Raw genomic sequence first — 26,960 nt, 5'->3', positions numbered from 1 at the left:
ACACTGCCGTGTGAGGGGAGCAGCAGCTCTATGAAGGTTTTTTCCAACCCGGTTGGTTCCGGAAATCTGTGGTTTGACAACCTGACCACTGCTCAGGGAACGCCGGTTGCCTACGATCCACAGGCAAGAGCGTTCGTCCCGATGCCGCCCTTTTGTGTGAACCGAGACATCATTGGCTGCAACTGGATTGCACCGGAACAGGGGGCATTCTGTCGATCCTGTGCTATGACGGCGCTGGCGCCGGACCCGAATATTCCCAATGCCATGCCGAACTGGGCGGAAACTGAGGCCGCGAAACGCTGGGTGCTGGACAATCTCGGCCGCTGGCATTGGTTCCGTCCGGAAGACCCCGGCACGCCCCCGGTATTCCACATGTTGGCCGAGGGGCTGACCCCGGTTGCGATGGGGCACGCAAACGGTGTGGTGACAATTAGTGTGGCGGAGGCTGATCCTGTGGTTCGCGCTACCCGGCGTCAGGCGCTGGATGAGCCTTACCGAACCATGGTGGGCCACATGCGCCACGAGATCTCCCATATGCTTTGGTGGCGCCTGAGTTTGCGGGAGGATTTTCTGGATGCTTTCCGGGAAATGTTTGGTGATGAGCGCGCCGATTATCCTGCTGCCCTTCAGCGCCACTACCATAAAGGTCCGCCGGACGACTGGAGACTGTTTTACCTGACCAGCTATGCCTCGGCACACCCCCACGAAGACTGGGCCGAGACTGCCGCACATCTGTTGCACCTGACGGACATTACCGACAGTCTTGTGTCCTCCGGTCTGACTTCGTCCGAGGTGCCGCGACATGGTTGGGACCCATACTCAGAACCCGACACGGCGATGCTGATTAACGTTGCCGCGTCCCTGGCCATTCGGGTTAATCACGTGAACCGCTCCATGGGTCTTTCCGATCTGTATCCTTTTGTCCTCTCGGAAACGGCGCAACGCAAGCTTGCGTTCGTGCATGACTGGCTGCGCCGGGGAGCTCAGGGGCTTTAATCGGTTTGAGTGCCGGCCATTCAGGCCGGCGCCACACCGAAGAGCCACTGGTGGGCCCAAACTACCATGATCACATACACCGCCAGGCCACCGATGACAGCAATTACATCATTGGCTTTGGTGGCTGGCAGCGTCGGGATGGCCCGCTGGGTTCTGCGTTTCATCGAAATACGGTCGGCCACCGCCCAGGCCAGGAAGGAGCCGAACAGTAAAAGATCATGGAGCATCCCATTCGCGAGAAGATGCGCCAGGGCCCAGAGTTTTACGGCCACCAACATGGGATGCCCCAGCTTCGCTCTGATTTTTCCCGGGAAGTAGGTGGCAAAAAGCAACGGGAACACCGGGACCAGGAGCAGGAAGGCAACATGCTTTAGCCAGCCGGGTGGCGTGTAGATCACGGTCGGATCCGTCCGGGCGGCGCCATAACCCCAGACGATCAGAACCAGACCCACCAGGGAAACCACAGAATAGAGTCCTTTGAAAGCTCCCTCGCCCATGGAGGCGTTCAGCCGATTGCGCAGCGGCTCGTTGATGATGGAGAGTGAATGCACGCCGAGAAACAGAATCAGGCCAGCAATCAACGCGGTCATTTGCAAAACTCCTTTTGGCTTAAAAAGTAGGGGTTTGTGGGTGGAAGGGCCGTTGTCCGTCGCAGGCCCTTATGCATTGAATCCCGGATAGTATAGGAAACCGGGACAGAAGATGCCTGAGCGTCTATGATCGGCGATCTGATTCACCGGACTGAAAAGGCACCCATGAAGTTTCCTACGGTTACAGTTGTACTGGTATCTGCCGCCCTGTTGTTTGTTCTCTGGGAACAGGCCCGTGAACAGCCGGAGCCAATCGATGCGAGCCGCCTGACCAATTTGCGGGCCAATCCGGTTGAGCTAAGCGCCGCAGTGGGATGGATTTTCAGCCAGATTCCGGAATTCTGCTCCGATGCCACCGGTGAAGGCAGGGAAGTGAAAGCACATGCTGAATGCGTCGAGAAAGCCGAGGCACGGACCTCCACGTGCCGGCGGATGCTTTACGACCGGTTCCCGAGCGTCGTTGCCTCGGAAGCGGTATTCCGGGACGTTTCGCTCACAGCAATGGAGTGCCTCGTGCCCAGATCTGGATTGGTCAACTGATGAAGTGACCGGTTTTCACTTTTTGAAGAATCGGGGATTGCGTGCAATAAAAGCGTCAATCCAGCGCTCCAGAAAGGACCGTTTGTCGGGGTTTTTGAGATAGCGCCAGCCCAGTGCGGAAATGACCAATGCGCCAATTGCATCGACGATCAGATCCCACATGGTATCCGTGAGCCCCGATGGGTCTCCTAGCATTGGCTTTTGCATATCCATGCCGAACAGGAAATCCATGGTGAACTCGAAAATCTCCCATAGGGCCCCCACCCCCAGGGCAAACATGAATGCAAAAAATGCGACAAAGCCGGGTTTCATGTGCACGTGAATTTTTTCGGTCTCGTTCATTATGTGCACCAGGAGAAAGCCGAGAATCCCAAGCAAAAATCCCGACGTGGTGTGGAGCGCCATGTCCCACCACCAGAAGCGCGTGTAGTAATCGCGGATCTCTCCGAGAAACAGGGAAGCAAAAACAAACCCTATGGCGGCCAGCTGTAGCTCCGGTGGAATGTGGATACGGAAACGGCGTTCAAACAGCAGCGGGAAGAATGTGATGGCGATAATTGTTGATGTCAGAAAAGCGGTGAACCATCTTTGGCCCCAGACCGCAAACACTGCCTCACCAAGCAAGATTAATTGCAGGGCAAGAGTAATCCTTTGATGCGTAACGCGAATGCGCATGGGGCTCCGAAGTCAGTGGTTAAAGTGAGCTTCTGTACGGTAGGCTGAAGGCGTCATTCCGAACCTTGATTTGAACGCCCGGCTGAATTGACTGGAATCGTTGAATCCACAGATGAGTGCAATGGCTGTGATCTTGTCTGTGCCATTACGAAGTAGGTCGCGGGCCCGTAGTAATCGTTGCTCCTGGACATACTGATAAGGGGCGCAACCGAACGTGGCCCTGAACAGTCTGGCAAAATGATAGGGGCTCAGGTTGACCCAGCTGGCCATGTTGGCAAGCGTTAACGGCTGGCCCAGTTCCGCGTTGATGCGTTCCTGCAGACGCCGGCGGTATCGAAGTGATAGCTGCCCCGTTACTTCCGGGAGTGTTTGTCGCCCGCCAGAGTGGCGGCTGACGACCTGGAGTAGAAGCCATTGCGCGAGGTGATCCATGGCCATAATTTGGCCGGGAGCCTGCCAGTCGCTGAGGGCAAGGAGCTTGCCGGCCTGGGCGAGAACCGGGTCCTCGGCATGGTATAACTCCGAGAGCTGGCGCTTGTCCGGGTCGGCATCCCACGTCTGTTCGGCACACCGGGCAACGTCCAGATCATTGAAATAGAGATGAAAAAACTCGAATTGTCCGCTGATTTTCCAGCTTGAGCGGCTGCCTGCCGGGAACAGGCAAACGGCACCGGGAAAGCCCTGACTGACAATCTTCCCGTTCAATACCCGTCTGGCTTGCTCGCCCTTGTCTATGTAGATGCTCAGTGCATGGTGCCGGGGCCGCTCGTAACGCACCTCGCCCTGACGATTCTGCCATTGCGCCAGAGCACGCCCCTGATCCAGCTCAAGCATTCTCTGGGGTGCGACGCCAGCGGTTCTGAGGGTATCGACAATGTCGCGACTTTCCGGGTTCGATTGCGCTGGGCGCGTGGGCATGGATTCAGAATCGGTCTGCATAGGGGGCCTCCGCAAGAATCATCCATGGTTCAGCAGGATCTGACAAGTTTTGGTGTCGTTTCAGTCCTACTCTGGTCCTTGATCAACGATAGTTCCCGTTAGCAACAGGACTCACTGCCATGCCAATCTCTGTTCACTATGGTTTGACGGTACTGATCTGGGGTCTCACCTGGACAGCGATTCGTCTACAGGTTGAAACAGCGCCGGTCGACATATCCGTTTTCTACCGATTCGTCATGGCCTCGGCCGTAGCATTGTTGGTTCTCGCTCTGGTCCGCAGGGTGGAGAAACTGACCCTGAAACAGCACGGTTGGCTGGTGCTGCAGGGGGCAACCCTTTACAGCGTCAACTTCCTGTTGATTTATCGGGCGGCAGAATCGATGACAAGCGGTCTGCTGGCGGTAGTGTTTTCGCTGGCCGCTCTGTTTAACGCCCTGAATGGCTGGCTCTGGTTGCGCCTGAAGCCTACCGCTCGGCTTTATCCTGCAATCTCTCTGGGTATCACTGGCGTGGCCCTGCTGTTTTGGCATGATCTGCAACTGGGTAACGCCACCGCCACCAGCATTCTGTTCGCGATTGCCGGCACCTTCTGGTTTTCCATGGGTAACCTGGTCAGCATCAAGGTACGGATGTCTCAGGTGCCGCTATTCCAGGCAAATGCATGGGCGATGGTCTACGGAGCGTTGATTCTTGGGAGCTGGTGTCTGGTGCAGGGCGTGGAGTGGGTGGTTCCCACCGCAGCGACCTTCTGGGGCGCAACCGTTTTTCTGGCGGTGCCCGGCTCGATCATTGCGTTTTATTGCTACATCACGGTAATCCAGACCCTGGGCGCTGACAAAGCTGGCTACGCGACGGTGCTTTTCCCCGTTGTCGCCCTGAGCGTTTCAACCTGGCTCGAGGGCTTTGAATGGACTGCAACGGCGGTGCTGGGCGCTTCGTTGGCGCTGCTGGGAAATTACGTTTTGTTCCGATCGGCCAAAGCGTAGCGCTTATGCAGCTCGCGCAGGGCATCTGCAAGCGCGGGGAACGGACCTTCCGTGGGTATGCCCGGAACGACCTGATGGATGGGTAGCGTCGCAACGAGTGACGGGTCTCATCGCCACCGGCGGTTTCATTGTGCCCCTCGTATCTGACGGCACCGGTTTCGTAGATCACAATTCCTCCTTCGGTGGTCGGGCATCCAGTTGTGTTTGGAATTGCATCCGCAGCCCCCATGCCTGATGCGAGTTTGTACAACAGGCAAGTTTTTTGGTTCTCCTCAACAGGATTGAACCACCCAATGAATCTTGAGCAATCCTTCACGATTTAATGAATCTGTCGGGATATCAAACGGGCTATAATAAGCCTGAGGGTGTTTGATAGGGCGTTCGAGATGTCGATTGTCAGGCTCAACTATAGCTCTGTTGAAGGGTCTTTCTCTTGAGTGCGTCCCGATGAAAGTTCTAGGTTATTTTTTGGTATTGATCTTCTCGGCCCAGGCTGTCTGCGGTGATGAGCCTGCTGATGGGCCTCTGCTTTTCTGTAACAGCCATTGGCCCCCTTATAGTTATGGCGATGACGAGGCTCTGGCTATCGGCGGATATGCGGTTGATTTCATGAATGAGTTATCAGGCCGAATTGCGCGACCGGTTGAGTTGCGAATCCTTCCCTGGCTTCGATGCCTCAAAATGGCAGAAGACGGCGATGTTGACGGCATTATGCTGCTCACCGAAAACGAGGAGCGAAAGCAGTTTCTCCTCATGAGTCGTCCGATCATTTCGGATGCCAACCTGCTTTGGTACCGAAGTGACAGCCCTCACGCCCGACCGCGTTCGACGTTTGCGGATTTGCAGGGCCTTCGAATAGGCGTGGTGACAGGGTTCAATTACGGTGAGCCATTTAACGCTGCTGTAGTACAGTTGAATCTTACAGTGGATGAAGCGCCATCAATACTGAGTAATTTCAGGCGCCTGGATCGTGATTGGATAGATGTTTTCCTGGTTAACCGGATGGCAGCGGATTATGCACTCCATGATTATCCGCTTTTGAAAGCGGGGATGGTGGTGCAGGGAGGCCTGTTCGAGTCAGTCGGTTTTCGAATAGGCTTGGCGAAAGCGGGGCGAGCCGCCGGTTTGTTAGCAGAGATCGATAAGGCTCTCGAGGATATGCACGAAGATGGCACTATCGATCGAATCATGCTCGAGGAACCATTCGAATACCGTCGTTCAAATCCTCCCTCTTAGCAGCTCTGCTCCGCGCGGCAACCGCTCCCAGATAGTCACTTCGGACAGAGTGTGTTGGAACTTGTGCTGGGTTTCGCGGATAACGAAAGGCACCTTTCTCGGCTCACCAACCAATCGGAAATGTTGTGAAAGGTGTTCGTTAAGGCCATGACCAACAGGCCACCGTTGTTAATGCGCTCGTGCTCGATGCCCATCACGATCGGCCACCAGGGGCTTTCCCAATTGATGGGCAGGCTCAGCGGGAGCGACTCAATCAGCTCGAGCACGTCCTTTTGGTATTATCTCCGGATTGAGTACGTTCGGTTCCTGCGGGATGGTTCAGCCAACATCGAAAAACAAGGCATGTCCGGGCCTTTCAGTTGAGAATCATGCGGACTCAAACCGTTTCAAGACCTGTATCGTCATTGGCCAAAGCCTGCGCAACCGCCCTCGGTGCGCCGATCGCGAGAATGACTGCGCCGGTCGAGCAAGCCAGCATGGCGAGGGTGATTGTGAGCAGCGTCAGATTGCCAAAGACCGATGAGAGCGTGCTGATGGCCCCGGCAATGGTGAATTGGGCAGCACCCAGCAAAGCTGCAGCGGTACCACTGAGCTTCGGGAAGAACTCCATGGCGTTGGCCATGTTGTTGGGCACGATCCCGCCCTGGCTGCCAATGGCTACAATAATGCAGGCCGCTACCACCCAGAGCGGCCCTTCCAGCAAGACTGCCACCACCAGAGCGACCAGAGCCAGGCACTGCATAATGACCTGTGCCCGCACCAGAACCACGGATGAAAATCGGCGCAGCAGCGGTCGGTTTATCAGGTTCAGCGTAGCCATAAAACCGATGTTAGCAGCGAACAGTACAGAAAACATGCTGTTGGATAGGCCGTACCATTCCTGGTAGATAAACGAGGAATGGGTAATAAACAGGAGCATGGTGCTGAAGCAAAGCACCTGAATACCCACGAAGCGCATGGTGGTTTTGTGCCTGAGCACCAGCAGGTAGTTCGTCACCAGTGTTTTGAGAGGCGTTGTGGTGCGCGGCGGTGTCTGGAGCCTGGGGAACAGCGCCACATTGAGCGCCAGCAACATAAACACCGCGTAGCCGGCCAGCATCAGGAAAATCCAGTGCCACTCGCCCAGAGCCAGCATCACCGCGCCCAGTGAGGGGGCGGCCGCTGGCGCAATAAACATGATCAGGCCGATCAGGCCAAACAGTCGGGCGGCGTCCTGTCCGCTGACCTGATCCCGAACGATGGCCGGTACTGATACCGCGCAGAATGCCCCGCCCATGCCCTGGACGATGCGCCAGAACACCATCTCGGAAAGTGTGCCCGCCATAGAGACCATCACAGCACCGCCGGCAAATACAACGAGACCACCAAAGAGAATCGGCTTCCGTCCATAGCGGTCTGAAAGAGGCCCCCCCACCAACTGCGCCAGGCCTAGGGTGGTGACATAGGCGCTCAACGTCAATCCGACATGGCTGTGAGAGATGTTCAGTTGGTCAGCAATGCTGGGAAATGCGGGCAGATAGGCGTCGAGCGCCAAAGGGCCGAGGGCCACGGTCATACCCAGCAAAATGGCAAGTTGCAGATGAGACAAGACTGATCTCCTTGAAAGGTAGATAGCTAATCATACGTTGGCGCATTCCATCAGACCACGTGTAACTGACTATCGGCTACCCGTGCATGATCGCGGCATTTCCTGTAGCGTGCGCGGCTTTTTCTTCGAGAGGCAGATCTTATGACCGTACAATCCCAAGCCGCCCCGCGGGCCAAATCCGGGGCCCTGGCGGACAGCGACCCGGTAGTGCTGGTACTCACAATTGGCTTTATTCTGCTGTTCGTTGGTGCCTCTGTTGTGAACAGTCAATACGTTGCCGATCTTATCGGCCATGGCTTTGCCTGGACAGCGACCTATATGGGGTCCTTCTTTCAGCTTCTGCTGCTACTGACGTTTTTCATCGCAATCGGTACGGCCCTCAGTCGGGCGGGCGCGGCTCGAATGGGTGGTCTTGATCGCCCGGAGATTGGACGCTTTCGCTGGCTGTCGATGATTATGTGTACGCTGCTTGCTGGCGGTGGCGTGTTCTTTGCTGCCGGTGAGCCGGTTTATCACTTTGTGGTCACGCCTCCGGCCTTTGATACCGAAGCCGGGACCGCGGCGGCCGTAGCCCCAGCCATGGCTCAGTCGTTCACTCACTGGGGGTTCCTGGCCTGGGCCGTTTTGGGTTCCCTCACCGCCCTTGTTCTGACCCGGGCTCATTACGGTCAGGGCAAACCCCTTCAGCCCCGAACTCTCCTTTACCCGGTGTTTGGTGAGAAGGTGATTCAGGGCCGCCTCGGCGGTGTAATTGATGCGTTTTGCGTGATTGCGGTGGTAGCAGGCACAGTCGGCCCGATTGGGTTTCTCGCCACCCAGATGAGTTTTGGTTTGCATGAACTGTTTGGAGTGCCCGATGGTTATGGCACCCAACTGGTGGTGCTGGCGATCCTCGCCGGTATTTACATGACCTCGGCCATGACCGGACTGCACAAGGGTATTCAGTTTCTCAGCCGGGTAAACGTGCTGCTGGCCCTGGCGATCGCGGCAGTGATTTTTGTCTTCGGCCCGACGCTGTTTCTGACCAATACCTATACCCAGTCCATGGGTGAGTACGTCACCTCATTCTTCGCCATGGCAACCATGACGGCAGAGACCGCGCCAGACTGGTGGATGAAATGGTGGACGGTTTTCTTCTTTGCCTGGTTTATTGGCTATACCCCATTAATGGCAGTATTTGTCGCAAGGATCTCTCGGGGGCGGACTGTGCGGGAGATGATTCTGGCGGTGGCCGTATTGGCTCCAGTCGCCACCACTATCTGGTTCACGCTGCTTGGAGGTTCCGGCATATATCACCAGCTGGCCGGTACGATTGATCTGACAGCTGCCCTGAACAACTTCCGTTTTGATGTTGCGACACTTACGGTAGCGCAAGCGTTGCCTGGCGGTACCTGGATGGCGGCGGCGATTTTGCTACTCACCACCATTTTTGTCGCCACCACAGGCGATTCCATGAGTTATGCCATTGCCATGGTCGGTGCAGGCCACGATGAGCCAAGCCCCTGGATTCGCGTGTTCTGGGGCGGCGCGATGGCTTTGATGGCGGCCATTCTCCTGTATATGGGAGCTGGCCAGATTGGCGTGCTGCAGCAGTTCATCGTGCTGACGGCGATTCCGGTGTCGCTGATTATCCTGCCCTCGCTCTGGACCGGGCCAAAAGCGGCGATGGCGATGGCAAGAGAGCAAGGGCTGGTATAGTCTTCCAGAGAGCAGAACAGCCCGCGGGATTTTGGCTGTTCTGCCGTTTTGTTCAATAACAGAGCACCGGAGGGCTGATGGCGGAAGCGTTTGAGGCTGGTTTCAAGGCATGGTTGTGGCCCGGGTTTTCGGCAATCCTCGCGGTACTGGCCACCTATGTCATCTTCCGGCTGGCGCTGGCCGTTTTTCGCCATTTCTCCGAGTCCAGAACGGTGCTCAGGCTGTTTCTGGACGCCGCTGCCCGGGCTCTCGGTGTGGTGTTCTGTCTGCTGGCGCTGACAGGATCGTTAAAGGCCGCTCCAGCTGATCTGCCCTTGATAGCAGCACTTCAACACGTAACCACTTTGTTGCTGGTTCTCGCCATCACCTGGGCGGCGGTTCGGCTGACCTCTGCCATTGGTGACGTGATTGTCGCCCTCAATCCGGTGCTTGAGGGGCAGTGGAAGCGCGCCCGCAAGGTCGAAACCCAAACCCGTTTCCTGGTTCGGGCCCTGAATATTCTCATCGTGATCATCGGTTTTGGCGCCGCGCTGATGACGTTTGAATCGGTTCAGCACATGGGCGCGAGCCTGCTCGCCTCGGCGGGTGTCGGCGGCTTGATTCTCGGGTTTGCGGCCCGCCCTGTGTTGAGCAATTTGCTGGCGGGTATGCAGATTGCCCTGACTCAACCTTTTCGCATAGACGATGTGCTGCACGTGCAAGGGGAATGGTGCTGGGTGGAGGAGGTTACATCCACCTATGTCATCCTGAGGGTCTGGGACCTTCGGAGACTGGTTGTGCCGTTGCAATGGTTTATCGAAAATCCGTTTCAGAACTGGTCGAGACATTCCGCTGAACTGCTGGGAACCGTCTTTATCTGGGTTGATTACACCATGCCGGTAGAACCGCTTCGGCAGGAATTCAATCGATTGCTGGCGCAATCCAATCTATGGGATGGCGCGCTGGCAACGGTGCAGGTTACCGACTCCAATGACCAGGCCATGCAGGTCCGGTTTCTCATGAGCGCTTCGAACTCCAGCGCAAACTGGGATCTGAGGTGTGCCGTTCGAGAGGGCCTGGTAACCTTTATCCAGGAAAACTACCCGTCCCAGTTGCCCCGCCTCAGGGCCCGCCTGGTTGAAAGCTGAAGGATTCAAAAGGAACTGTCATGCCCGCACAAACTGTCTGGATTACCGGAGCATCCGCCGGCATTGGCGAGGCGCTTGCCTTGCGATTTGCACAGGATGGCGCCCGTCTTGTTTTATCCGCCCGGCGTGAGAGCGAGCTTGAGCGTGTGGCCGCTCGTTGCCGTGATGCCGGGCTTGCCGCTGATCAGGTGTTGGTATTGCCCCTGGATGTGACGGACTGGGGCTCCCTCCCCGTTGCGGTTGAGACCGTGCTGGATTCTTTTGGCGCCCTGGATCTGCTGATTAATAACGCCGGTGTTTCCCAGCGCTCCCTGTGCAAAGACACGGATATGGCGGTCTACCAGAAACTGATCGACGTGGATGTGATGGGCCAGATTGCCCTCACCAAAGCCGTACTGCCTCATATGCTGGAACGTGGTGCCGGGCACCTCGCGGTGACTTCCAGTGTTGCCGGCAAGATAGGTGCGCCAATGCGAACGGGTTATTGTGCTGCCAAACATGCGGTGATGGGGTTTTTCGATGCCCTGCGCGCTGAGGTTGAAGGGCAGGGTGTGCAGGTTTCCACCATTACTCCGGGGTTTATTCGCACCGATATTTCCCGTAATGCTCTGGCTGGCGATGGATCGGCCTTTGGCGAGGTAGACGAAGACATTGCCGGCGGTATGGATGTAACCGAATGCGCCGAGGTTGTCTTCAAAGGCCTTCAGGCAAAGAAGCGGGAAATTCCGGTCGGCAAGGGCAGGGAAATGGCCGCGCTCTGGATCAAGCGGGTTTCACCAGAGGCACTGTTCCGCATGGCTCGGGCAAGATCCTAGCGTTCAGCCGATCAGCCTCACGGCCTGATCAGAACTTATAGTTCAGCCCTACCGCAAACAGGTATGAGGATTCATCGTAGAAGGTCAGGTTGGATTGGGTGTCGCCATAGCCGGCAAGAGAAATGAACGACCAATCCTTCCAACCCATAAACTCCGGGTACTCGTAGGCTGCAAACAGACTGAGCTCATCATCCGTACGCTTTTTATTAAACAGCGTGCTGGCGCTTTCGTAGTCCCGCCTTGTGAAACCTGCGGTCAATACCAGGCTGTGCCTGCCCAGAATATTAAACCAGCTGACTTCGGCGCCATAGGCGTCGAAACTGCTGGCACTGCCATCGGCGTCATGTTGGATGTAAATGGCAGAGGGTGAGACGAAGCTGGTCGGCGACACAGTGAAGCGGTAACTACCCTTGGCGTAGTAACTGTCGGCATCGCGAGCCAGATCCGTTCCGGCATTGAGATCATCGTCGACATCCGTGGTGGCGTATGCGAGATCCAGACTGAAGTGGGAGCCGGAGATGCTGTCGAGTTTCAGACGGTAGGCATTGCCCGAGATGTCGGTCTCTTGTCGCGGAGTGTTTAGCTGATAGGGGTTTTTCCAGGTTTCTCCGGAGATAACCGTCGGCAATATCTTCCCGTGTGGTGCCGAAGTAAAGCTGTTGTCCCAGTCCCTCGCCAAAGGCATAGGCAACGTTGCCAAGCGGCGCGATTAGACTCTCTGACTCACTATCGGCCTTGCTCTCCAGGGAATCGTTGGTTCGGTCACCATCGACGTTAAAGTTGGAAGTTGAAGAGATGATCCCCGCATTCAGTGAGACTTCACCACTAAACCCCTGCTGAGGCGCCAATCGCGCGAAGCCAGGCATCGCGATGAACAGGGCCGGAAGGGCGAGGAATTTTTTCATTCTTAAGCTCCAGAATAGTGACGAATCGGGGGGCAATGCGTTCATGGCACACAGTCGGTTTCTTTTCCACCCGATATGACTACGCGGGCAAGGCATAGTTCGATTTCAGAAAGGCTTTGGTGAGATATCCGATCACTGTTTACCTGGAAGGCAATGGTAATCCCACTCCCGGCATAGTGACGGAGACTTGAGCTGTAGCCAGGGATCCAGCCGCCATGACCGTAGACCGGTGAAAGCGGACCCGACAGGGAAATCGTGATGCCAAGGCCATAATAGGTCCCGGGCATATCGTTGCCGACCGGCACGGGCTGGAGCATTGTGCTCAGAATTTCCTCCGATACTGCCTGGCCGCCAAACAGCGCAGAGCCCCACTGGGCCAGGTCACGGGAAGTGCTGATGAGTCCGCCGCCGGTCCACTCCAGCGCGGGATTCCACACCATAACGCCGTTCTCATCTGTTGTTTTTGCCGGGAAACCAAAGGGATTGTCGGCAGCAACATACCCAGCAGCCAGACCCGGAAGCCTGCGTTTGTTCGATGCTGATGTCGCCGTCAGTCCCAGTGGTTCGAGAAATCGGTCGTTAGCCTCTTCGTAATAAGTTCGGCCCGTGATGGCCTCAATGACAAGTCCGATGAGAATATATCCGGTGTCTGTGTACGCCCATTGCTCGCCGCCCGGGAACAGTGCCTCTGAGTTCATAACGAAACTGACCAGAACCTCCGGTGTGAATGGATTTCCAGGTTCCGGCCAACGTTGTGAAACCATTTCGATAAAGGCAGGCAGGTTCACATGATTCGCTAACCCTGATGTGTGGTTTAGCAACTGACGAATAGTCAGGTTCCGATGGTTCGGAAGCCGCTGGAACCAAGTGTTCTGATCCAGCCAGGTTGATAATGGAGCATCCAGATCAATTGCTCGTTCCCTTGCGAGCGACACCATGGTCGCAGCAACGAAAGTCTTACCGATACTCGCTGCCAGCATTCTGGATTCTGCGGTCATTGCCTGGCGATTTTCCACGTCGGCCCAACCGACAGCTGCCGAGTGGCCGGTGCCGTCTGGCAGCACGTAACTGGCTGTTATACCGGGAAGAGCATAGTCTCCGTGAAGCCGCTCCGCTGCATTTGAAAACGTTGCCTCCAGGGACGTATTGGTTGCCGTTTGGTAGCCGGCCGAGCAGGCGGTCAACCAGGGTAAAGTTGCCAGAAGTGTGATGCCGAGCCCGAAAAACACTCCGCCGCGATAATGCATGATCAAGTTCCCGATTTTTCTGGGATGACTTCGGTAACACTGTAGTTGCGTGTAAACATGCTTCCGCGATTCAACCAGACGATGACTATGGCAACCAACGCGAAAATATAGGTGTCATAAGGCTGAGCGTCGGGCCAGACGGGATTGATGAGCATGAAGTGGAAGAGCGCGGGCAGGAAAATGCTTCCCCGGGAAGCATTAAACAGCGGCGTGACAATTACGCTCAGCGCGATGGTGCCGGTAAAAAACGGCAGGAATGACCAGGCGCTCTGCTCGGTGCCGCTCAGCAGAAAAGCTGGCGTGTGCCAAAGGCCCCAGATGACGCCAATGACAAGCGCGGCCCACATCGGTGCCATTTTGCGTTGCAGAAGGGGGAGTGCCAGGCCTCGCCAGCCGAACTCCTCGATGGGTCCTTTAATGGCAATAAAAACAAGCGCAACCAGAAACGATGACGCAGACGGGAATGGAAAGGTAGCCTCTGAAAGATTGCCCTTGAAGAACGAACCCACAAAGAACACCAGGGGGACGCCAAGAAGCAGGAACGCGTACCAGGGCCATGAGCAGCGCCATAGCAGGGCGCGCCCCAACTGCCTGCGCAATCCTTTCCGCCCGGACCACCGAAAAATCACGACGAACGCCGAGATCGCCGGTGCCCAGACCGCGAGATAGAAAAGAGGGTGTTCGCCGGTGATCTCACCGAACAGACCAACCATGGTTTCCGAAAAAAAGATGAAGGCAGCGAGGATTCCCCAGGCGATGCCAAAGGTCAGCGAAAGAAACAGGATTATCGACCGAAACGGAATGGCAGCGGGTTGCGTGCTTCTATCTGCAGAAGGCATTGTCGGGTGTCCATGTTGTGGATGGCTGAGGAGAGAGCCGGTTCCACTGCGCAATGATCATACCCAGTTCAACAGCCGCGAGAAAAGCGGGAACTTCCAAGCTTCCTCTTGATCTGATGGCGTTTTGATATATATCAAGAACGTCGTGTGGCTTGCGGGGATACTGCCCGGAACGATGACCCACGGAGGACAGTGCCATTGATCAGGCAACCGTTATTAGCGTTTCCCCTGGTTTATCTGGGGTGGGCTTATTTTTTCTGGATACCGGTGCTGCTATCGGATTCCTCGGTCTGGGCATTTCCAAACCTGATCTGGTTTTTGCTCGGCGGCGCCAGCCCTGCCGTTGCCGGTCTTGGTCTGGCAGCTGCAACGGGCGGGAAGGAACAACTAAAAGATCTGGGGAGGCGTCTGACTGACTGGCGCCGCATTCCCGGCCGTTGGTGGCTGGTCATCCTGCTTTTCTGGCTGGCATTCGATCTTGCCATGGCCGGCTTGGCCCAGATCCTGGGCATTGCCGGCGCTCCTCTTGATACGAACTGGCTGCTGTTTGTTAATCCGGGGCCATTGCTGTTCCTGTTTGTGCTGTCCTTCGTGTTCCCGGCTGTGGAAGAGGTGGGCTTGCGCGGTTTTTACCTGGATGCCCTGCAACAGCGCTTCAGCCCGGTTGTGGCGGGTCTGGTGAACGGCGCGGTTTGGGCTCTCTGGCATGCGCCCTTTGTCTGGTTTCCAGGGTACTACGCTAATACAACCTTCAACCCGGAACTTTACTGGTGGATGCCGATGATCCTCTGCCATACGTTGTTGATTGTGTATGTTTATAACTGCACCCAGCGAAGCATACTGGCAGTTCTGATTTTTCACGCAATGATGAACTTCACCGGTGAGTGGTTGCGACTCTCTCCCGATATGTACCCGTTTATGCTTGCTGGCAATCTGATCTTGGCGACGCTTATGGTAATGTTTTGGGGAAGGGGGCGTCGGTCCTCGCGGCATCCGTGTTAGGCTCCGAAACTTATCCGAAAATAACCTGTTGGAGTGGTGTGCCTGAAATGAACAGCGATGAACTTACCCCGATAATCGAAATGGACGGTGAAGAGCGGTACGACTACTTCCTGAGCCAGGTAGGCGAGGAGCGTGAAGTCTGGATTCTGGTGAATACCGAGAATCGTTTCCTGAAAATCTCATCGGACGACGGCGACGTGGAGTACCTCCCTGTCTGGCCTTCCTCAGAGTTCGCCGCAGACTATGCCAAGGGCACTGACGATCTGACGCCCCGAAGTATTTCATTGCCCGACTTTTTCCGGAAATGGGTGCCGGGGCTGACAAACGATGGCCTGGACGTCGGAGTTTTCCCGGGCCTGGATAAAACCATCTGGATCACCGAACCTGAGGAACTCAAACGGGATCTGCAGGATGCAATGTCGGAGTTTTAGTCTGCTTGAATTCCGGCGACGTGCCCCGATGATTCATGGCAGAGAATCGAGAGAGGCTACCCAATGACAACCGACATCCGACACCTCGTGTGCCCCTATTGCCACAAAGTTAACCGTGTGCCCGCCGACAAGCTCGCCTCCGGTGGCAACTGTGGGGCGTGCAAGCGGCCGCTGTGGCCGGACCAGGTTCTGGAACTGACAGACCAGAGCTTTGGCGCTCACACAGGGCGTAGCGATGTGCCGGTGCTGGTGGATTTCTGGGCCAGCTGGTGCGGCCCCTGCAAAATGATGGCACCGCAGTTTGAGGAGGCTGCCAAGGGCTGGCGAGGCAAGGTTCGCTTTGCCAAGCTGAACACCGAGCAATCCCCCGGAACGGCTGGCCAATTTGGTATTCGTAGCATTCCTACCCTGACCCTGTTCCAGAACGGTCGCGAAGTGGCCCGCCAGAGCGGTGCCATGAATCAGGCCCAGATCAGCCAGTGGCTGCAATCGAACGGTATTCGGTAGCAGGTTGCGGTGATTAACGCGTAGTAGGTCATTAAAACGCCATAATCCATGAGCCCGTGCGGTTGACGGGCTGAACGGACCTATCCGAACACTTCCCACAAAGTTATCCACAGTTTCTGTGGGTAAAGTTTCTCAAATGCCGGCCCCCGAAGAGTCGCAAAGATTGTTGAAACTCGGGCCGGGCTGACACACAATCAGCATCTGATAAGTTAACAAACGCTCACTTTAATTTGTGGTAGAGAGGTAGAACAAGTGGCTGAACTGGTAGGTTACGAATTGAAGGACGGTGTTGCGACGATTGCCATCAGTAACGGCAAGGCCAATGCCCTGAGTCATGAGGTTCTTGAGGGGCTGAATGCAGCGCTGGACCGTGCAGAGCAAGATAAGGCCGTTGTTATCCTGACCGGCCAGCCGGGCATTTTTTCTGCGGGTTACGATCTGAAAGAGATGCAGAAGGGGCCAAAAGAGGCGGCGGCGCTGGTCGCCACGGGCTCCAAGCTGACCCGCCGGCTGGCGGCGTTTCCGTTGCCGGTGATCGGGGCCTGCAGCGGCCACGCCATTGCCAAGGGTGCGTTTATTCTGTTGTCAGTAGACTATCGAGTCGCCATTGAAGGGCCATTCAAGCTGGGCCTGAACGAGGTCGCCATCGGCATGACCATGCATCATGCCGGCATTGAAATTGCCCGGCATCGCCTGGTACCGGCGCATTTCTACCGCTCGGTGGTGAATGCAGAGATCTACAGCCCCGAGGGCGCGGTTGAGGCCGGTTTCCTGGATGAAGTGGTTGCCCAGGACAAACTGCTTGAACGCGCCAGCGAGCTGGCCACTCACTTCAAAACGCTCAACATGCGGGCGCACCGGGAGACCAAGGTTAAGGCCAAGGCCGAGTACCTGGCTCTGCTGGACCGTTGCATTGAACAGGATGCAGCGAATTTGGGGCTGAGCGGTCATTAGAGACTCACGCCCGACCCACCGGGCCTGTCTGGCCCGGTTCAGTTACTCCTGATTGCCGAACTCTCGCCGTTGGCAAGAAACTGCCAATCCGATAACGTGGAGGACTTTCCTCGGGTAAATTCAGGAGCGCGTTGTGTCTCAGTCAGAACAGTTTGCCAGTGATAATTATAGTGGGGTGTGCCCGCAGGCCTGGAAAGCCATGGAAGCGGCGAACCGCACAGATGAGCCGGCCTATGGCGAGGACAGCTGGACGCAGCGGGCGGCTGATGGTTTGCGGGCCTTGTTCGATACCGACTGCGATGTTTACTTCGTGTTTAACGGCACCGCCGCCAACTCCCTGGCACTCGCCTCCATTGGCCAATCGTTCCACAGTGTCATCTGCCACGAACTGGCACATATAGAAACCGATGAATGCGGCGGGCCGGAGTATGCGTCCAACGGCGCCAAGCTGCTGTTGGGACAAGGCGAAGATGGCAAGCTGACGCAGGAAAGCATCGAGCACCTGGTCACCAAGCGCACTGATATCCATTACCCGAAGCCCAAGGCCCTGAGTCTTACCCAGGCCACAGAGGTAGGCACTGTTTACAGTCCCGAAGAGCTTCGCGCAATCCGGGCAGTGGCAGACCAGCACAAGCTGAACATCCACATGGACGGTGCACGGTTCGCCAATGCGGTGGCGGCGCTGGGCGTCCATCCTTCGGAGATTACCTGGAAAGTGGGTGTGGATGTGTTGTGTTTTTCAGGTACCAAGAACGGCCTGGCACTTGGTGAGGCGGTGGTGTTCTTTAACCGGGCACTGGCGGAAGACTTTGAGTGGCGCTGCAAGCAGGCTGGTCAACTGGCTTCCAAGATGCGCTACATTTCCGCGCCCTGGTGCGGGCTGTTGGAGGATGATGTCTGGTTGCAGAACGCCCGTCACGCGAATGCCTGCGCAGAGCAGCTGGCCCGGGGCCTGGAAGGCCTGCCTGGTGTCCGGCTGCGCTACCCGAGGCAGGTAAATGGCGTTTTCGTTGAAATGCCGGAGCCGATTCAGGCGGAGCTGAGGGCCAAGGGCTGGCGCTTTTACAACTTCATCGGTGGAAGCGCCAGGCTGATGTGTTCATGGGCAACAACCCATCATCAGGTGGACCGTTTTCTGGCGGATGTCCGGTCGCTGGTTGGGGTTGCAACCTGAAGAATGAATTGCCGGTGTTCCCGAAGTGCTCGTTCCGCGCCGGCCGGTCGTAACCAGACGCTTTGCCCGGGCATGCACTGGGCCAGCCTTGAGGCTGCCAGTGGTGTCAGGTTGCCCAGGCGCGGGTAGCCACCGATGGTTTGCCGGTCGTTGAGCAGAGCAATGGGCTGGCCATCCGGAGGCACCTGCACCGCTCCCAGCGATATGCCCTCGGAGATCATGGAGTCGATTCGACAATGTAGCAGCGGGCCGGTCAGGCGAACGCCCATGCGGTCCGCGCGGTCGTCGACCCGCCATTCGGCGTTGAAGGCATCGAACAGGCTGCGACCAGTGAAGTCGGCTATCTGGGCGCCGGGCAGCAGATCGAGGATTGCCGGGATTGAATAATCCGGTCGTTCCTGCTCAGGGGTCTCGGCCTCGATAGAGCCCGACATCTTATCGGCGGGTGTTTCGATGATCAGCTGATCGCCGTCTGCCAGGCGCCGGCCCTGGCCATCAAAGCCGCCGAGTTGTTCCCGGACGACACAGGCAACGCTGCCCAGTACCGGCTCCGCCGAGAACCCGCCTGCAACAGCAAGGTAGGCCCGCAGGCCCTTAGCCGGGGTGCCGAACACCACCCGCTCGCCCTTGCCGATTTTGATCCTGCGCCACAATGGCAGGGGCTGGTCTTCGAGCCGGCCCGACAGGTCCGCGCCGGTGACGGCAATGGTGAGATCGCATTCCGCCTGCAACTGAAGCCCGCCAAAGGTAATCTCCAGTACCGGTGTTCCCCAGCCGTTGCCGGCCAGCCGGTTGGCCCAGGCCCAGGCATGAAGGTCTGCCGGGCCGCCCTGGGTCACACCCAGGTGCCGGACGCCGAAGCGTCCGGCGTCCTGCAGCAGGGCCAGGGGCCCCGCCCGGGTTACTCGAAATCCGGTGGTGCTGGCACTCATGAGCGTGTGTTCTCCCGGGCCGGAGCGACGGGGGTCGGATCGCCGCCCTCGTTCTCGAAGGTATGTTGGTCAACGGCGACAAATCGAACCCGATCCCCCACCTTGAGCAGGCTGAAGCCGTCGCGATCCCGGTCAAACAGGCGGGCTGCCGTGCGACCGATCAGATTCCAGCCACCAGGCGTAACCGCCGGATAAGCGGCTGTCTGCTGGCCGGCGATGGCAACACTGCCGGCGGGCACTTTCGGGCGAGGCGTGTCCAGGCGTGGACAGATGAGGCTGTCGTCTAACAGCCCCATGAAAGCAAAACCCGGCGAAAAGCCGAGGGCAAAGACCCGGTATTCCTGGTAGCTGTGGGTGTCGATAACGGCGTCGACCGTCATATCCGAGAGTTTGGCAACGCGTTCCAGGTCAGGGCCAACGCTCGGGTCGTACCAGGTGGCCAGCTCGTGCAGCTCCCCTTCGCCACCGACATCGTCCGGAACCAGCCGGGCCAGGATATCGACCAGCCGTTGGCGGGCCTGCCAGGCGCTCAGCTTCAGTGGGTCAAAGATTACCAGCAAGGTGGTATAGGAGGGCACCAGGTCGACCAGAGCCTCGCCGAATGCCGCCTCGCAATCGTGAGTCAGCGCTGTTAGCCACAGCAGATTGTTCTCCTCGATGGTGCCGAACAGGCGGACCATCCAGCCATCAATGCCAGCCGGCTCCAGCCGCGGCAGACCACTGTGACTCACGAGGCATTTTCCAGGGTTGTAAGCATGTCGCGAATGCGACGGACGGCCGCAATGGATTCCGCATTGTCGCCATGGACACACAGGGTGTCGGCCTGCAACACGAGCTCGCTGCCGTCGCTTGCCGTCAGTGGTTGTCCGGTGGCAATGCGACGGGCCTGATCGATGATCAGCTCAGGATCATGGTGCACCGCACCAGGTATGGATCTGGACACCAGCCGGCCCTCGCTGTCGTACGCCCGGTCGGCAAAAGCTTCAAACCACAGGGTTATGCCGTGCTGTTCAGCCTGTTCCCGTATCGTGGCTGTGTGCCGAGTCGCAAGGGTCATCAGAGGCAGGGCGGGATCGAAAGCTTTAACCCCGGTGGCCACGGCGGCAAAGATCTCCGGGGCCCTGGCCATGTCATTGTAGAGTGCACCGTGGGGCTTTACGTAGCGCAACTGAGTACCCTCGGCTCGACACATGCCGGCCAGGGCGCCCAGCTGATACAGCACCAGGTTCTCTATTTCACTGGCGGAGCAGGCCATGGAGCGCCGACCGAAGCCAACCAGATCGGGGTAGGCGGGATGTGCGCCGATACTGACCCCATGCTCTTTGGCCATGCGCACGGTCCGGCGCATCACATCGGGGTCTGAGGCGTGAAAGCCGCAGGCGATGTTGGCCAGGTCGACATAAGGCATGACGTCGTGATCCAGCCCCATGACCCAGGGGCCAAAGCTCTCGCCCATGTCAGCGTTCAGCTTCAAAGGTGTCATAGTAACCTCGTTTTCTCCGTAAGACGTGTCCGTGATAACTCAGAAAATATTTGAACGTTCATACTGTTTTGGCCACTCAACGTTTTCAGCCTTCAAGGTGGCAGCTGCCCTCAGTGGCCAGGCCGGATCTGACAGCAGGGCTCGGCCGAGAACCACCAGATCTGCCTGACCATTGGCGATAACGGATTCGGCCAGGTCCGGGCTGTGGATCAGCCCAACCGCTCCGGTGGCAATGTTTGCCCTGGAGCGCACCTCCTGAGACAGGGGAATCTGGTACCCGGGATGAATCGGGATTTGCTGTCTCGGGTCGTTACCTCCAGAAGAACAGTCTATCAGGTCTACATCCCCCTGGAATTGCAGCAGTGTTGCCAGGCGTACCGTATCGTCTAGAGTCCAGCCTCCCTCAACCCAGTCGGTGCATGACAGCCTTACAAACAGCGGAAGGTCATGTGGCCAGGCCTCCCGGACCACCTGAATGGATTCCTGCAGGAAGCGGATGCGGTTTTCAAAGCTGCCACCGTAGGCGTCCGTGCGTTGGTTGCTGAGTGGCGACAGGAACTGGTGAATCAGGTAGCCGTGCGCGCCATGAAGCTCCAGCGCCTTGAAGCCGGCCTCCCGGGCTCTGCGCACAGCGGATTTGAGGGCCTGCAGGGCATCGTCAATCTGGTTCTGGGTCATGGCCACTGGGTTTGGCCAGCCACTGGCATAGGGCAGGGACGAAGCGGAGACCTGGTCATTCCAGCCGCCTTCGTCCACCCGCAGAGGGCGCGAACCCTCCCAGGGCCGGCCCACGGACGCTTTTCGGCCTGCGTGGCCAAGCTGAATGCCGGGTACGGCGCCCTGGGCCTGGACAAAGCCGGCAATGCGGGCCAGCCGGTCACGCTGCTCGTCGTTCCAGAGCCCCAGGCAGTGGGGGGTGATTCGGCCCCGGGGCTCGGTGTGTACCGCTTCGGTAAACACCCAGCCGGCGCCACCGGCCGCCCGGGCACCGAGGTGCACAAAGTGCCAGTCGTTGGAGAGCCCGTCCTCGCCGGAATACTGGCACATCGGAGATAACATGATCCGGTTGCGCGCGGTCACCGTCCGGAAGGTTACTGGCCGGAACAGGTGCGGGTTGGGGTCCCGCTTCAGGATTCGGCGGGCATTTTCACCACCGGACCGTGAATCGGTCTGCGACGGCTCGGGGGTCTTGTTCAGATCAGTCATGGTCTTTGGTCCATCAGCGCTTCCAGGGCCGCCCCCTGGCGCAGGAGTTGCCTGTCACTGCCATTGTGCCCAACCAGCATCAGGCCGCTCGGCAGGTCTCCCGGTGCATGATTGGGCACCGAGATGGCACACAGGTCCAGCAGGTTGGCTACGGTCGGGTTGCGCAGTGCCAGTAGATTGAGCCGGGCGTAGTCATCATCGGCCGCCACCTCATCGAAGCGCGGTGGCACTATTGGCACGGTGGGGGCCAGCAGGCCATCGAACTCCCGGAGCCATTGATCCGCCTGGAGTTTTTTTTCGCGCCGGCGCCGGCACAGCTCGATATAATCGGCAGCGGTTAATGCCGCGCCTCGCTCGATGCGAGACCGGACGCGCGGATCGTAGCGATCACCATGGGTGGCGAGCCACCGCCGGTGTACGAAGTAACTCTCGGCCGCGGTGAATCCACCACCCTCCATCAGCTCCGGCAATGCCGAGAGCACCGGCGCCGGGGCTTCAATGATGCTGGCGCCGGCATCGGCCAACGTTTTCAGGCTGTGGGAAAACGCCCGGGCAACGGTTTCATCCATGCCCTCCAGCATATAGTCGGATGGGACAACATAACGCCGGCCCTTCAATGCAGCGGGTGCCAGCGGTTGATAAGGGTTTCCGGACAGGACGGCATCCAGGCGCGCGCAGCAGTCGACACTGCGGGCGATCGGACCGATCGAATCCAGGCTGTCGGAGAGTGGGAAGGTACCGTCGCGGGGAATACGTTGCTGTGAGGGCTTGAAGCCTACCAGGCCGCAGAATGCCGCGGGAATCCGGACCGACCCGCCGGTGTCGGAGCCAATGGCGGCCGCTGCCATGCCCTGGGCCACCGCGACGGCGGCCCCGGAGGATGAGCCTCCAGGGATGCGCCCGGGTGCCAGAGGGTTGTCAGGGGTGCCGTAGTGGGGGTTCAGGCCCAGACCGGAGTACGCAAACTCCGTCATGTTGGTGTGGCCGGTAATCACTGCCCCGGCCCGGCGCAACCGGGAAACGATGAGAGCGTCCTGGCTGGCGGCTGCCTGCCACCCCCGGGAACCCGAATGGGTTACTTCGCCGGCGACATCAAACAATGCCTTCAGAGCGATTGGCAATCCCGACAGTTCGCCCACCGGCACACCGCCGGCTTTCAGTTGGTCTGCGGCGGCGGCTTCAGCACGGGCGGTGCGGTCAAAGCGTTTGGTGTACACCCGGGCCGCCGGATTGTCCGTGCTGTCGATACTGGAGAAGCAGGCATCAAGCAGATCGGTCGCCGTCCATAGGCCATCACGCATGCTCTCAAGCAGCGCCCTGAGTGTTGGTTCATGAGAGCCTGCGAGCGACTTCATGAGATCACCGGCAGGGTCCGGATGTCATACTGGTGCTGCAGGCTCCGGCCGGTTACCGGATCGGTCAGTACCATCCGGAAAGCTTGCGCGGGCCTCACCCCTCCGATCACCGGAAGAGTGCCACACAGCATGGCCTGGCCGGGAGCCAGTGCCGGTTTGTCGTGGCCGAAACGGCGCAGCAGGTCAGCGGGGTGGAGCAGGCCGGTAACCGGCCCTTCCTGATAACGCACTTCGTCGCCGTTGATGGTGGCGAAGGATGTTATCTCAAGCTGGTCCCAGTGCTCGATAACATCCTCGAGCCGCCAGACCTGCTGGCTAACCGGCTTGGCGCACACCTGTTTGGAGTGGGCCACCGACCAGGCCTCCGCTTCGCGGTCGGTGTGGTCCGAGCCGATGCCTACCAGCGTGCCGTGGGACGAGCCAATCAGCACTACCTCAGCTTCGCCGCTGGATTGCTCGCCAAGCACCTGAATTTCGGGGGCAGTGGTGAGTTGGTTCGCGGCCACACGATAGAACAGCGGTGTGCTGGAAGGCGGCGTGACGCCAATCGCCTTCAGTTCCTCGATGTGCTCGTCAATGCCGGTCTGCTCACGCCCCGCCCAGCCCGCGATGATGAGTTCCTGAACGTCGATGTCCAGGGTTTCTCCGGTGTCGGCCAGTTGAAAAGTGATCATGGTTCGCTCCGGTCAATGTTGGTTGTAAGAGGGTTAGTTCATCAGGCCGGGCAGGAACAGCGCCACGGACGGGAACAGAATCAGAATGACAGCCATCACCAGCATCATGGCAACATAGGGCATGGCGCCCACCATCACATCGCTGAACGGCCCGCCCTGGCGAACGCCCTGAACAACGTACAGGTTCAGCCCGACCGGCGGGGTGATCAACGCCATCTCGATCAGCAGGATTAGCAGGATTCCCAGCCAGACCGGGTCGAAGCCCATGCCGATGATAATGGGGGCGACGATGGGAATGGTGATGACCATCAGGGACAGGGTTTCAATGAAGAAACCGAGCACGATGTAGATCAGGATCGCCAGCATCAGGGTGGAATAGGGGCCAAGGCCAGCGGACGCCAGAAAGCCGGTGAGTTCCCGGGTAACGCCGGACGAGGCCAGCACGAAATTCAGAAAGTAGGAAGCCATGATGATCAGCATGATCATGCCAGTGGTTTTCATGGTGCCGTCCAGGGCCTCGATAATCACCTTCGTGGACAGCTTGCCCATGGACAGCGCAATCACCATGGCGCCCAGCACTCCCAGGGACGCTGCTTCGGTGGGCGTTGCCAGACCGGTGTAGATGGAACCCACCACGATGCCGAACAGCGCCAGGACCGGGATCAGGTTCCGAAGCCCGGAAATCCGTTCACCCCAGCTGTGGCTGACGCTGGGCCCGCCAAGTGACGGCTTCCAGATACAGATGAGCGCGGTCCCCACGATGAACAGGGTGGCCAGCAGCAAGCCCGGAAGCAGGCCGGCGGCAAACAGCTGAGGGATCGAGGTTTCGGTCAGGAAGCCATACACAATCAGGTTGATGGAGGGTGGAATCATAATGCCCAGGGTGCCGCCCGCGGCAATCGAGCCAGTGAATAGCCTCGGATCGTATTTCATCTCCTTGCCCTGAGGGATGGCAACAGTGCCAATGGTGGCTGCGGTGGCAACGCTCGATCCGGAGGTGGCGGAGAACAGGGTGGCGGTACCAATGTTGGCGTGCAACAGGCCGCCCGGCAGCCACGACAGCCAGCTTTCCAGTGAACGGTAGGTGCCCTTGGCAATGCCGGTTCTGACCAGGATTTCGCCAAGCAGAATGAACAGCGGAATGGCGATCAGCAAAAAACTGTCGGAGGCGGTCCAGAGGACATCGCCCATGGCGCGGAACAGGGGGAAAGGCGAAAAGAATTCGTCCAGCATCAGGGCCAGGACAACGAGGGTGGCGGCAACGGGCACGCTCAGTACCAGTAAAGCCAGAAGAATGATCAATGCGGTCAGAATCATGACTGTGCTTCCCGGTTTTCGTGCTCGATTTGCTCATCCAGTGTTGGGCTTCCGGCCAGGGCCTGGATGCCGTCAATATCACCCTGGAACATTGCAAAAATCACCCGTAGGGCCAGCAGGCAGACCACAAAACTGAACCAGATAAGGCCGCCCAGCCAGAGTGTCTGAGGTATCCACAGGGGGGTGCCAAGCGGGGTATTGGCGGTTGCACTGTTGGCGAAGGAGTCGTAGGCAACACTAAATACTGCGTCGACGACCAGCACGCAAAACAGCGTCATGGCCAGCAGCGCCAGTAAGTCGAGTGCCGCACGCACCCGTGTCGGAAAAGTCAGGTACAGGGCATCTATCCGGATGTGAGCTTTGCACAGCAGGGTGTAGGCGAAGCACCAGCTGGTGCTGACCGCCATGATGTAGCCCGTTATTTCAGTGGCGTGTACAGCGGATCGGCCCATGAGTTGGCGAGTGATTACCTCAATGGTAACAATCACCACCGTCAGCAAAATCAGCGCGCCGCCGGCCCGTGCCAGCCAGAGCGAACCGATCTGGGCCCGGTCCAGTAGCCGGTCGAGGATGGAGTTGGCCTGTTGCAACATAGTTTTCTCCAGGGTGACCGGGCAGTTGCTCTGCCCGGTCACCAATGACGGATACTGCGGTTACTTGGAGGCTTTCAGGCCGGTGATGGCGCCCACAGTCTCATTCCAGCGGTCAACCCATTCCTGGTCAACACGGCCGGCCCAGTTGGGCAGAACGGTTTCTTCAAGAGCCCTGGAGGCATTGGAAAAGTCCGCGTCGGTGGCTTTCACCAGTACCATGTCGCCGGGTTCGCCCCTGGAGCAGGTGCCCTCACCGGTGAGGCAGGCAATGCCCTCTTTGGTCTCTTCCACGGCGGCGTCCCAGACCGGTGTTTCATAGTTGGTTTTGATCTCGCTGGTCAGCCATTCCTGAGTGGATTCCGAGAGCGAGTCCCACTTCTTGCCGTTCATGGCGGTCACTACGTGGTCCCAGCCGCCCACGGGAAGCGGGTACAGGTGAGTGGATACCTCATGCCAGCCGGAGCTGTAGCCAGAAAGCGAACCGGTCACTGCGCAGTCAATAACGCCCCGTTGCAGGGCGCCAGGAACTTCGCTGAAATTCAGGGTGATACCTTCGGCACCGATGGCCTGAAGGAATTCTGCGGTAGTCCGGCCGCTGGCACGGATTTTCTTGCCCTGCAGGTCAGAGAGATCTTCAATCGGCGTATTGCAGAACACCATCTGGGACGGATAGGGCACGACAGCAAGAAGCTGGGCGCCGTCAAAGCGTTTGGCAAAGGCGTCCGCGAGGACCGGCCGGTAGGCTTCGGCGACCTTGCGGGCCGTGTCCACATCCGGAGCGATCATGGGCATGTCCAGGCCCTCAAGCTCCGGTGCGTCGGCCACGGCGTAGTCGGCGACGGTTGAGGTCACTTCAATGACGTCACGGGCCATCAGGCGATAGACTTCGCCGCCGCCCAGGCCCATTTGGTCGAAGGTGGTTACATCGGTGGAAATCTGGCCACCAGAGGCCTCGGGAATGTGGTTTTCCCAGAAGGGCTTTTCAAAATTCTGGTACAGCGACAGGCTGCTCCAGCTCCCGACGTAGGAAAGGCTGGTCTTGTCGATGTCCTGGGCATGGGCGCTGGCGCCTGCCATGGAGATGGCAACGACGGTGGCAACGGCGAGGGGTTTTTTTGTCATCATGGTTGTTTCCTCAGTTTTCTGTGGTC

27 protein-coding genes and 1 pseudogene are annotated in these 26,960 nt (G+C 58.3%); 12 read left to right on the top strand and 16 right to left on the bottom strand.

Features of this window, described 5'->3' with window-relative positions; translation table 11 throughout:
* Positions 1 to 30 precede the first annotated feature (30 nt).
* Entirely contained in the window at positions 31 to 996 is a 966-nt protein-coding gene (locus ACN0XM_RS08660; RefSeq protein ID WP_417566525.1) for a zinc-binding metallopeptidase family protein, read from the top strand.
* Between the two features lie 20 nt (positions 997 to 1,016).
* Here ACN0XM_RS08660 and ACN0XM_RS08655 read toward each other — a convergent pair whose 3' ends face one another.
* Positions 1,017 to 1,586: an NnrU family protein gene (locus ACN0XM_RS08655; RefSeq protein ID WP_417566524.1), complete on the bottom strand. Its 570-nt coding sequence runs from the start codon at positions 1,584 to 1,586 to the stop codon at positions 1,017 to 1,019.
* Between the two features lie 126 nt (positions 1,587 to 1,712).
* Between ACN0XM_RS08655 and ACN0XM_RS08650 the strand changes: the two genes are divergently transcribed.
* Complete coding sequence (locus tag ACN0XM_RS08650) at positions 1,713 to 2,126, top strand: hypothetical protein (protein ID WP_417566523.1); 414 nt, start codon at positions 1,713 to 1,715, stop codon at positions 2,124 to 2,126.
* A gap of 15 nt (positions 2,127 to 2,141) precedes the next feature.
* Here ACN0XM_RS08650 and ACN0XM_RS08645 read toward each other — a convergent pair whose 3' ends face one another.
* Both ACN0XM_RS08645 and ACN0XM_RS08640 read right to left on the bottom strand, forming a co-directional pair.
* On the bottom strand, positions 2,142 to 2,801 hold the full coding sequence (locus tag ACN0XM_RS08645) for a hypothetical protein (RefSeq protein ID WP_417566522.1): 660 nt from the start codon (positions 2,799 to 2,801) through the stop codon (positions 2,142 to 2,144).
* Positions 2,802 to 2,813: 12 nt separating this feature from the next.
* A complete protein-coding gene (locus tag ACN0XM_RS08640) occupies positions 2,814 to 3,740 on the bottom strand; it encodes a helix-turn-helix transcriptional regulator (RefSeq protein WP_417566521.1) in 927 nt (308 codons plus the stop codon).
* A gap of 119 nt (positions 3,741 to 3,859) precedes the next feature.
* Here ACN0XM_RS08640 and ACN0XM_RS08635 point away from each other — a divergent pair, with 119 nt between their 5' ends.
* Both ACN0XM_RS08635 and ACN0XM_RS08630 read left to right on the top strand, forming a co-directional pair.
* On the top strand, positions 3,860 to 4,726 hold the full coding sequence (locus ACN0XM_RS08635; protein ID WP_417566520.1) for a DMT family transporter: 867 nt from the start codon (positions 3,860 to 3,862) through the stop codon (positions 4,724 to 4,726).
* A gap of 447 nt (positions 4,727 to 5,173) precedes the next feature.
* Complete coding sequence (locus ACN0XM_RS08630) at positions 5,174 to 5,962, top strand: substrate-binding periplasmic protein (RefSeq protein WP_417566519.1); 789 nt, start codon at positions 5,174 to 5,176, stop codon at positions 5,960 to 5,962.
* A gap of 376 nt (positions 5,963 to 6,338) precedes the next feature.
* Here the strand turns inward: ACN0XM_RS08630 and ACN0XM_RS08625 are convergent, their stop codons facing one another.
* On the bottom strand, positions 6,339 to 7,550 hold the full coding sequence (locus tag ACN0XM_RS08625; RefSeq protein WP_417566518.1) for a multidrug effflux MFS transporter: 1,212 nt from the start codon (positions 7,548 to 7,550) through the stop codon (positions 6,339 to 6,341).
* A gap of 141 nt (positions 7,551 to 7,691) precedes the next feature.
* On the opposite strand from ACN0XM_RS08625, the gene ACN0XM_RS08620 reads away from it, so the two are divergent.
* From ACN0XM_RS08620 to ACN0XM_RS08610, 3 genes are all read left to right on the top strand, one after another.
* On the top strand, positions 7,692 to 9,248 hold the full coding sequence (locus ACN0XM_RS08620; RefSeq protein ID WP_417566517.1) for a BCCT family transporter: 1,557 nt from the start codon (positions 7,692 to 7,694) through the stop codon (positions 9,246 to 9,248).
* Positions 9,249 to 9,325: 77 nt separating this feature from the next.
* Positions 9,326 to 10,375 (top strand): mechanosensitive ion channel family protein, encoded by a 1,050-nt coding sequence (locus ACN0XM_RS08615; protein WP_417566516.1) that lies wholly within the window; start codon positions 9,326 to 9,328, stop codon positions 10,373 to 10,375.
* A 20-nt stretch (positions 10,376 to 10,395) separates the two neighbouring features.
* Positions 10,396 to 11,190, top strand: coding sequence for an SDR family oxidoreductase (locus ACN0XM_RS08610; RefSeq protein WP_417566515.1), 795 nt, complete (start codon positions 10,396 to 10,398; stop codon positions 11,188 to 11,190).
* A 28-nt stretch (positions 11,191 to 11,218) separates the two neighbouring features.
* Here ACN0XM_RS08610 and ACN0XM_RS08605 read toward each other — a convergent pair.
* From ACN0XM_RS08605 to ACN0XM_RS08595, 3 genes and pseudogenes are all read right to left on the bottom strand, one after another.
* Positions 11,219 to 12,056, bottom strand: a pseudogene (locus ACN0XM_RS08605) (DUF2860 domain-containing protein).
* Between the two features lie 80 nt (positions 12,057 to 12,136).
* Positions 12,137 to 13,342 carry a serine hydrolase domain-containing protein gene (locus ACN0XM_RS08600; RefSeq protein WP_417566514.1) on the bottom strand — a complete coding sequence of 402 codons (1,206 nt, stop codon included), beginning with the start codon at positions 13,340 to 13,342 and terminating at the stop codon, positions 12,137 to 12,139.
* Positions 13,343 to 13,344: 2 nt separating this feature from the next.
* A complete protein-coding gene (locus ACN0XM_RS08595; protein ID WP_417566513.1) occupies positions 13,345 to 14,181 on the bottom strand; it encodes a type II CAAX prenyl endopeptidase Rce1 family protein in 837 nt (278 codons plus the stop codon).
* A gap of 192 nt (positions 14,182 to 14,373) precedes the next feature.
* Here ACN0XM_RS08595 and ACN0XM_RS08590 point away from each other — a divergent pair, with 192 nt between their 5' ends.
* The 5 genes from ACN0XM_RS08590 (at position 14,374) to ACN0XM_RS08570 (ending at position 18,249) form a co-directional block, all read left to right on the top strand.
* Positions 14,374 to 15,183 carry a CPBP family intramembrane glutamic endopeptidase gene (locus ACN0XM_RS08590; RefSeq protein ID WP_417566512.1) on the top strand — a complete coding sequence of 270 codons (810 nt, stop codon included), beginning with the start codon at positions 14,374 to 14,376 and terminating at the stop codon, positions 15,181 to 15,183.
* Positions 15,184 to 15,230: 47 nt separating this feature from the next.
* Entirely contained in the window at positions 15,231 to 15,614 is a 384-nt protein-coding gene (locus ACN0XM_RS08585) for a DUF2750 domain-containing protein (protein WP_417566511.1), read from the top strand.
* Between the two features lie 63 nt (positions 15,615 to 15,677).
* The gene (gene trxC, locus ACN0XM_RS08580) at positions 15,678 to 16,121 is read left to right on the top strand and encodes a thioredoxin TrxC (RefSeq protein WP_417566510.1); all 444 of its coding nucleotides are present in this window, start codon (positions 15,678 to 15,680) and stop codon (positions 16,119 to 16,121) included.
* A 252-nt stretch (positions 16,122 to 16,373) separates the two neighbouring features.
* Positions 16,374 to 17,075, top strand: coding sequence for a crotonase/enoyl-CoA hydratase family protein (locus ACN0XM_RS08575; RefSeq protein ID WP_417566509.1), 702 nt, complete (start codon positions 16,374 to 16,376; stop codon positions 17,073 to 17,075).
* Between the two features lie 133 nt (positions 17,076 to 17,208).
* Entirely contained in the window at positions 17,209 to 18,249 is a 1,041-nt protein-coding gene (locus ACN0XM_RS08570; protein ID WP_417566508.1) for a threonine aldolase family protein, read from the top strand.
* On the opposite strand, the gene ACN0XM_RS08565 is transcribed toward ACN0XM_RS08570, so the two are convergent.
* Genes ACN0XM_RS08565 through ACN0XM_RS08525 form a run of 9 tightly spaced genes read right to left on the bottom strand, consistent with a single transcriptional unit; the run spans position 18,195 to position 26,934 of the window.
* Positions 18,195 to 19,181 (bottom strand): biotin-dependent carboxyltransferase family protein, encoded by a 987-nt coding sequence (locus tag ACN0XM_RS08565; RefSeq protein ID WP_417566507.1) that lies wholly within the window; start codon positions 19,179 to 19,181, stop codon positions 18,195 to 18,197. The genes ACN0XM_RS08570 and ACN0XM_RS08565 overlap by 55 nt on opposite strands.
* On the bottom strand, positions 19,178 to 19,912 hold the full coding sequence (pxpB, locus tag ACN0XM_RS08560; protein WP_417566506.1) for a 5-oxoprolinase subunit PxpB: 735 nt from the start codon (positions 19,910 to 19,912) through the stop codon (positions 19,178 to 19,180). Before pxpB ends, ACN0XM_RS08565 begins: the two co-directional genes overlap by 4 nt.
* Positions 19,909 to 20,664 carry a 5-oxoprolinase subunit PxpA gene (locus ACN0XM_RS08555; RefSeq protein WP_417566505.1) on the bottom strand — a complete coding sequence of 252 codons (756 nt, stop codon included), beginning with the start codon at positions 20,662 to 20,664 and terminating at the stop codon, positions 19,909 to 19,911. The genes pxpB and ACN0XM_RS08555 overlap by 4 nt, the downstream gene beginning before the upstream one ends.
* A gap of 39 nt (positions 20,665 to 20,703) precedes the next feature.
* Complete coding sequence (locus tag ACN0XM_RS08550; protein ID WP_417566504.1) at positions 20,704 to 21,870, bottom strand: NADH:flavin oxidoreductase/NADH oxidase; 1,167 nt, start codon at positions 21,868 to 21,870, stop codon at positions 20,704 to 20,706.
* Complete coding sequence (locus ACN0XM_RS08545; RefSeq protein WP_417566503.1) at positions 21,867 to 23,225, bottom strand: amidase; 1,359 nt, start codon at positions 23,223 to 23,225, stop codon at positions 21,867 to 21,869. Before ACN0XM_RS08545 ends, ACN0XM_RS08550 begins: the two co-directional genes overlap by 4 nt.
* Positions 23,222 to 23,899 (bottom strand): DUF2848 domain-containing protein, encoded by a 678-nt coding sequence (locus ACN0XM_RS08540; protein ID WP_417566502.1) that lies wholly within the window; start codon positions 23,897 to 23,899, stop codon positions 23,222 to 23,224. The genes ACN0XM_RS08545 and ACN0XM_RS08540 overlap by 4 nt, the downstream gene beginning before the upstream one ends.
* A gap of 33 nt (positions 23,900 to 23,932) precedes the next feature.
* Positions 23,933 to 25,216: a TRAP transporter large permease gene (locus ACN0XM_RS08535; protein WP_417566501.1), complete on the bottom strand. Its 1,284-nt coding sequence runs from the start codon at positions 25,214 to 25,216 to the stop codon at positions 23,933 to 23,935.
* Positions 25,213 to 25,809 carry a TRAP transporter small permease subunit gene (locus ACN0XM_RS08530; protein ID WP_417566500.1) on the bottom strand — a complete coding sequence of 199 codons (597 nt, stop codon included), beginning with the start codon at positions 25,807 to 25,809 and terminating at the stop codon, positions 25,213 to 25,215. Before ACN0XM_RS08530 ends, ACN0XM_RS08535 begins: the two co-directional genes overlap by 4 nt.
* Before the next feature lie 60 nt (positions 25,810 to 25,869).
* Positions 25,870 to 26,934, bottom strand: a complete 1,065-nt coding sequence (locus tag ACN0XM_RS08525; RefSeq protein WP_417566499.1) for a TRAP transporter substrate-binding protein — start codon at positions 26,932 to 26,934, stop codon at positions 25,870 to 25,872.
* Between the last annotated feature and the right edge of the window lie 26 nt (positions 26,935 to 26,960).

The organism is Marinobacter sp., from assembly GCF_048269445.1.
Classification (GTDB): domain Bacteria; phylum Pseudomonadota; class Gammaproteobacteria; order Pseudomonadales; family Oleiphilaceae; genus Marinobacter.
Note: the sequence above shows the minus strand (reverse complement) of the source record. Positions and strands in the feature narration are given on the sequence as shown.

Bases quoted from the DNA above. Each gene is read 5' to 3' on its own strand.
- ACN0XM_RS08555 (WP_417566505.1), bottom strand. From the start codon at position 20,664: ATGACACCTTTGAAGCTGAACGCTGACATGGGCGAGAGCTTTGGCCCC.
- ACN0XM_RS08620 (WP_417566517.1), top strand. From the start codon at position 7,692: ATGACCGTACAATCCCAAGCCGCCCCGCGGGCCAAATCCGGGGCCCTG.
- trxC (WP_417566510.1), top strand. From the start codon at position 15,678: ATGACAACCGACATCCGACACCTCGTGTGCCCCTATTGCCACAAAGTT.
- ACN0XM_RS08600 (WP_417566514.1), bottom strand. From the start codon at position 13,342: ATGCATTATCGCGGCGGAGTGTTTTTCGGGCTCGGCATCACACTTCTG.
- ACN0XM_RS08545 (WP_417566503.1), bottom strand. From the start codon at position 23,225: ATGAAGTCGCTCGCAGGCTCTCATGAACCAACACTCAGGGCGCTGCTT.
- ACN0XM_RS08640 (WP_417566521.1), bottom strand. From the start codon at position 3,740: ATGCAGACCGATTCTGAATCCATGCCCACGCGCCCAGCGCAATCGAAC.
- ACN0XM_RS08540 (WP_417566502.1), bottom strand. From the start codon at position 23,899: ATGATCACTTTTCAACTGGCCGACACCGGAGAAACCCTGGACATCGAC.
- ACN0XM_RS08565 (WP_417566507.1), bottom strand. From the start codon at position 19,181: ATGAGTGCCAGCACCACCGGATTTCGAGTAACCCGGGCGGGGCCCCTG.
- ACN0XM_RS08610 (WP_417566515.1), top strand. From the start codon at position 10,396: ATGCCCGCACAAACTGTCTGGATTACCGGAGCATCCGCCGGCATTGGC.
- ACN0XM_RS08525 (WP_417566499.1), bottom strand. From the start codon at position 26,934: ATGATGACAAAAAAACCCCTCGCCGTTGCCACCGTCGTTGCCATCTCC.
- ACN0XM_RS08630 (WP_417566519.1), top strand. From the start codon at position 5,174: ATGAAAGTTCTAGGTTATTTTTTGGTATTGATCTTCTCGGCCCAGGCT.
- ACN0XM_RS08550 (WP_417566504.1), bottom strand. From the start codon at position 21,870: ATGACTGATCTGAACAAGACCCCCGAGCCGTCGCAGACCGATTCACGG.
- ACN0XM_RS08650 (WP_417566523.1), top strand. From the start codon at position 1,713: ATGATCGGCGATCTGATTCACCGGACTGAAAAGGCACCCATGAAGTTT.
- ACN0XM_RS08615 (WP_417566516.1), top strand. From the start codon at position 9,326: ATGGCGGAAGCGTTTGAGGCTGGTTTCAAGGCATGGTTGTGGCCCGGG.
- ACN0XM_RS08595 (WP_417566513.1), bottom strand. From the start codon at position 14,181: ATGCCTTCTGCAGATAGAAGCACGCAACCCGCTGCCATTCCGTTTCGG.
- ACN0XM_RS08585 (WP_417566511.1), top strand. From the start codon at position 15,231: ATGAACAGCGATGAACTTACCCCGATAATCGAAATGGACGGTGAAGAG.
- ACN0XM_RS08660 (WP_417566525.1), top strand. From the start codon at position 31: ATGAAGGTTTTTTCCAACCCGGTTGGTTCCGGAAATCTGTGGTTTGAC.
- ACN0XM_RS08535 (WP_417566501.1), bottom strand. From the start codon at position 25,216: ATGATTCTGACCGCATTGATCATTCTTCTGGCTTTACTGGTACTGAGC.
- ACN0XM_RS08635 (WP_417566520.1), top strand. From the start codon at position 3,860: ATGCCAATCTCTGTTCACTATGGTTTGACGGTACTGATCTGGGGTCTC.
- ACN0XM_RS08655 (WP_417566524.1), bottom strand. From the start codon at position 1,586: ATGACCGCGTTGATTGCTGGCCTGATTCTGTTTCTCGGCGTGCATTCA.
- ACN0XM_RS08645 (WP_417566522.1), bottom strand. From the start codon at position 2,801: ATGCGCATTCGCGTTACGCATCAAAGGATTACTCTTGCCCTGCAATTA.
- ACN0XM_RS08530 (WP_417566500.1), bottom strand. From the start codon at position 25,809: ATGTTGCAACAGGCCAACTCCATCCTCGACCGGCTACTGGACCGGGCC.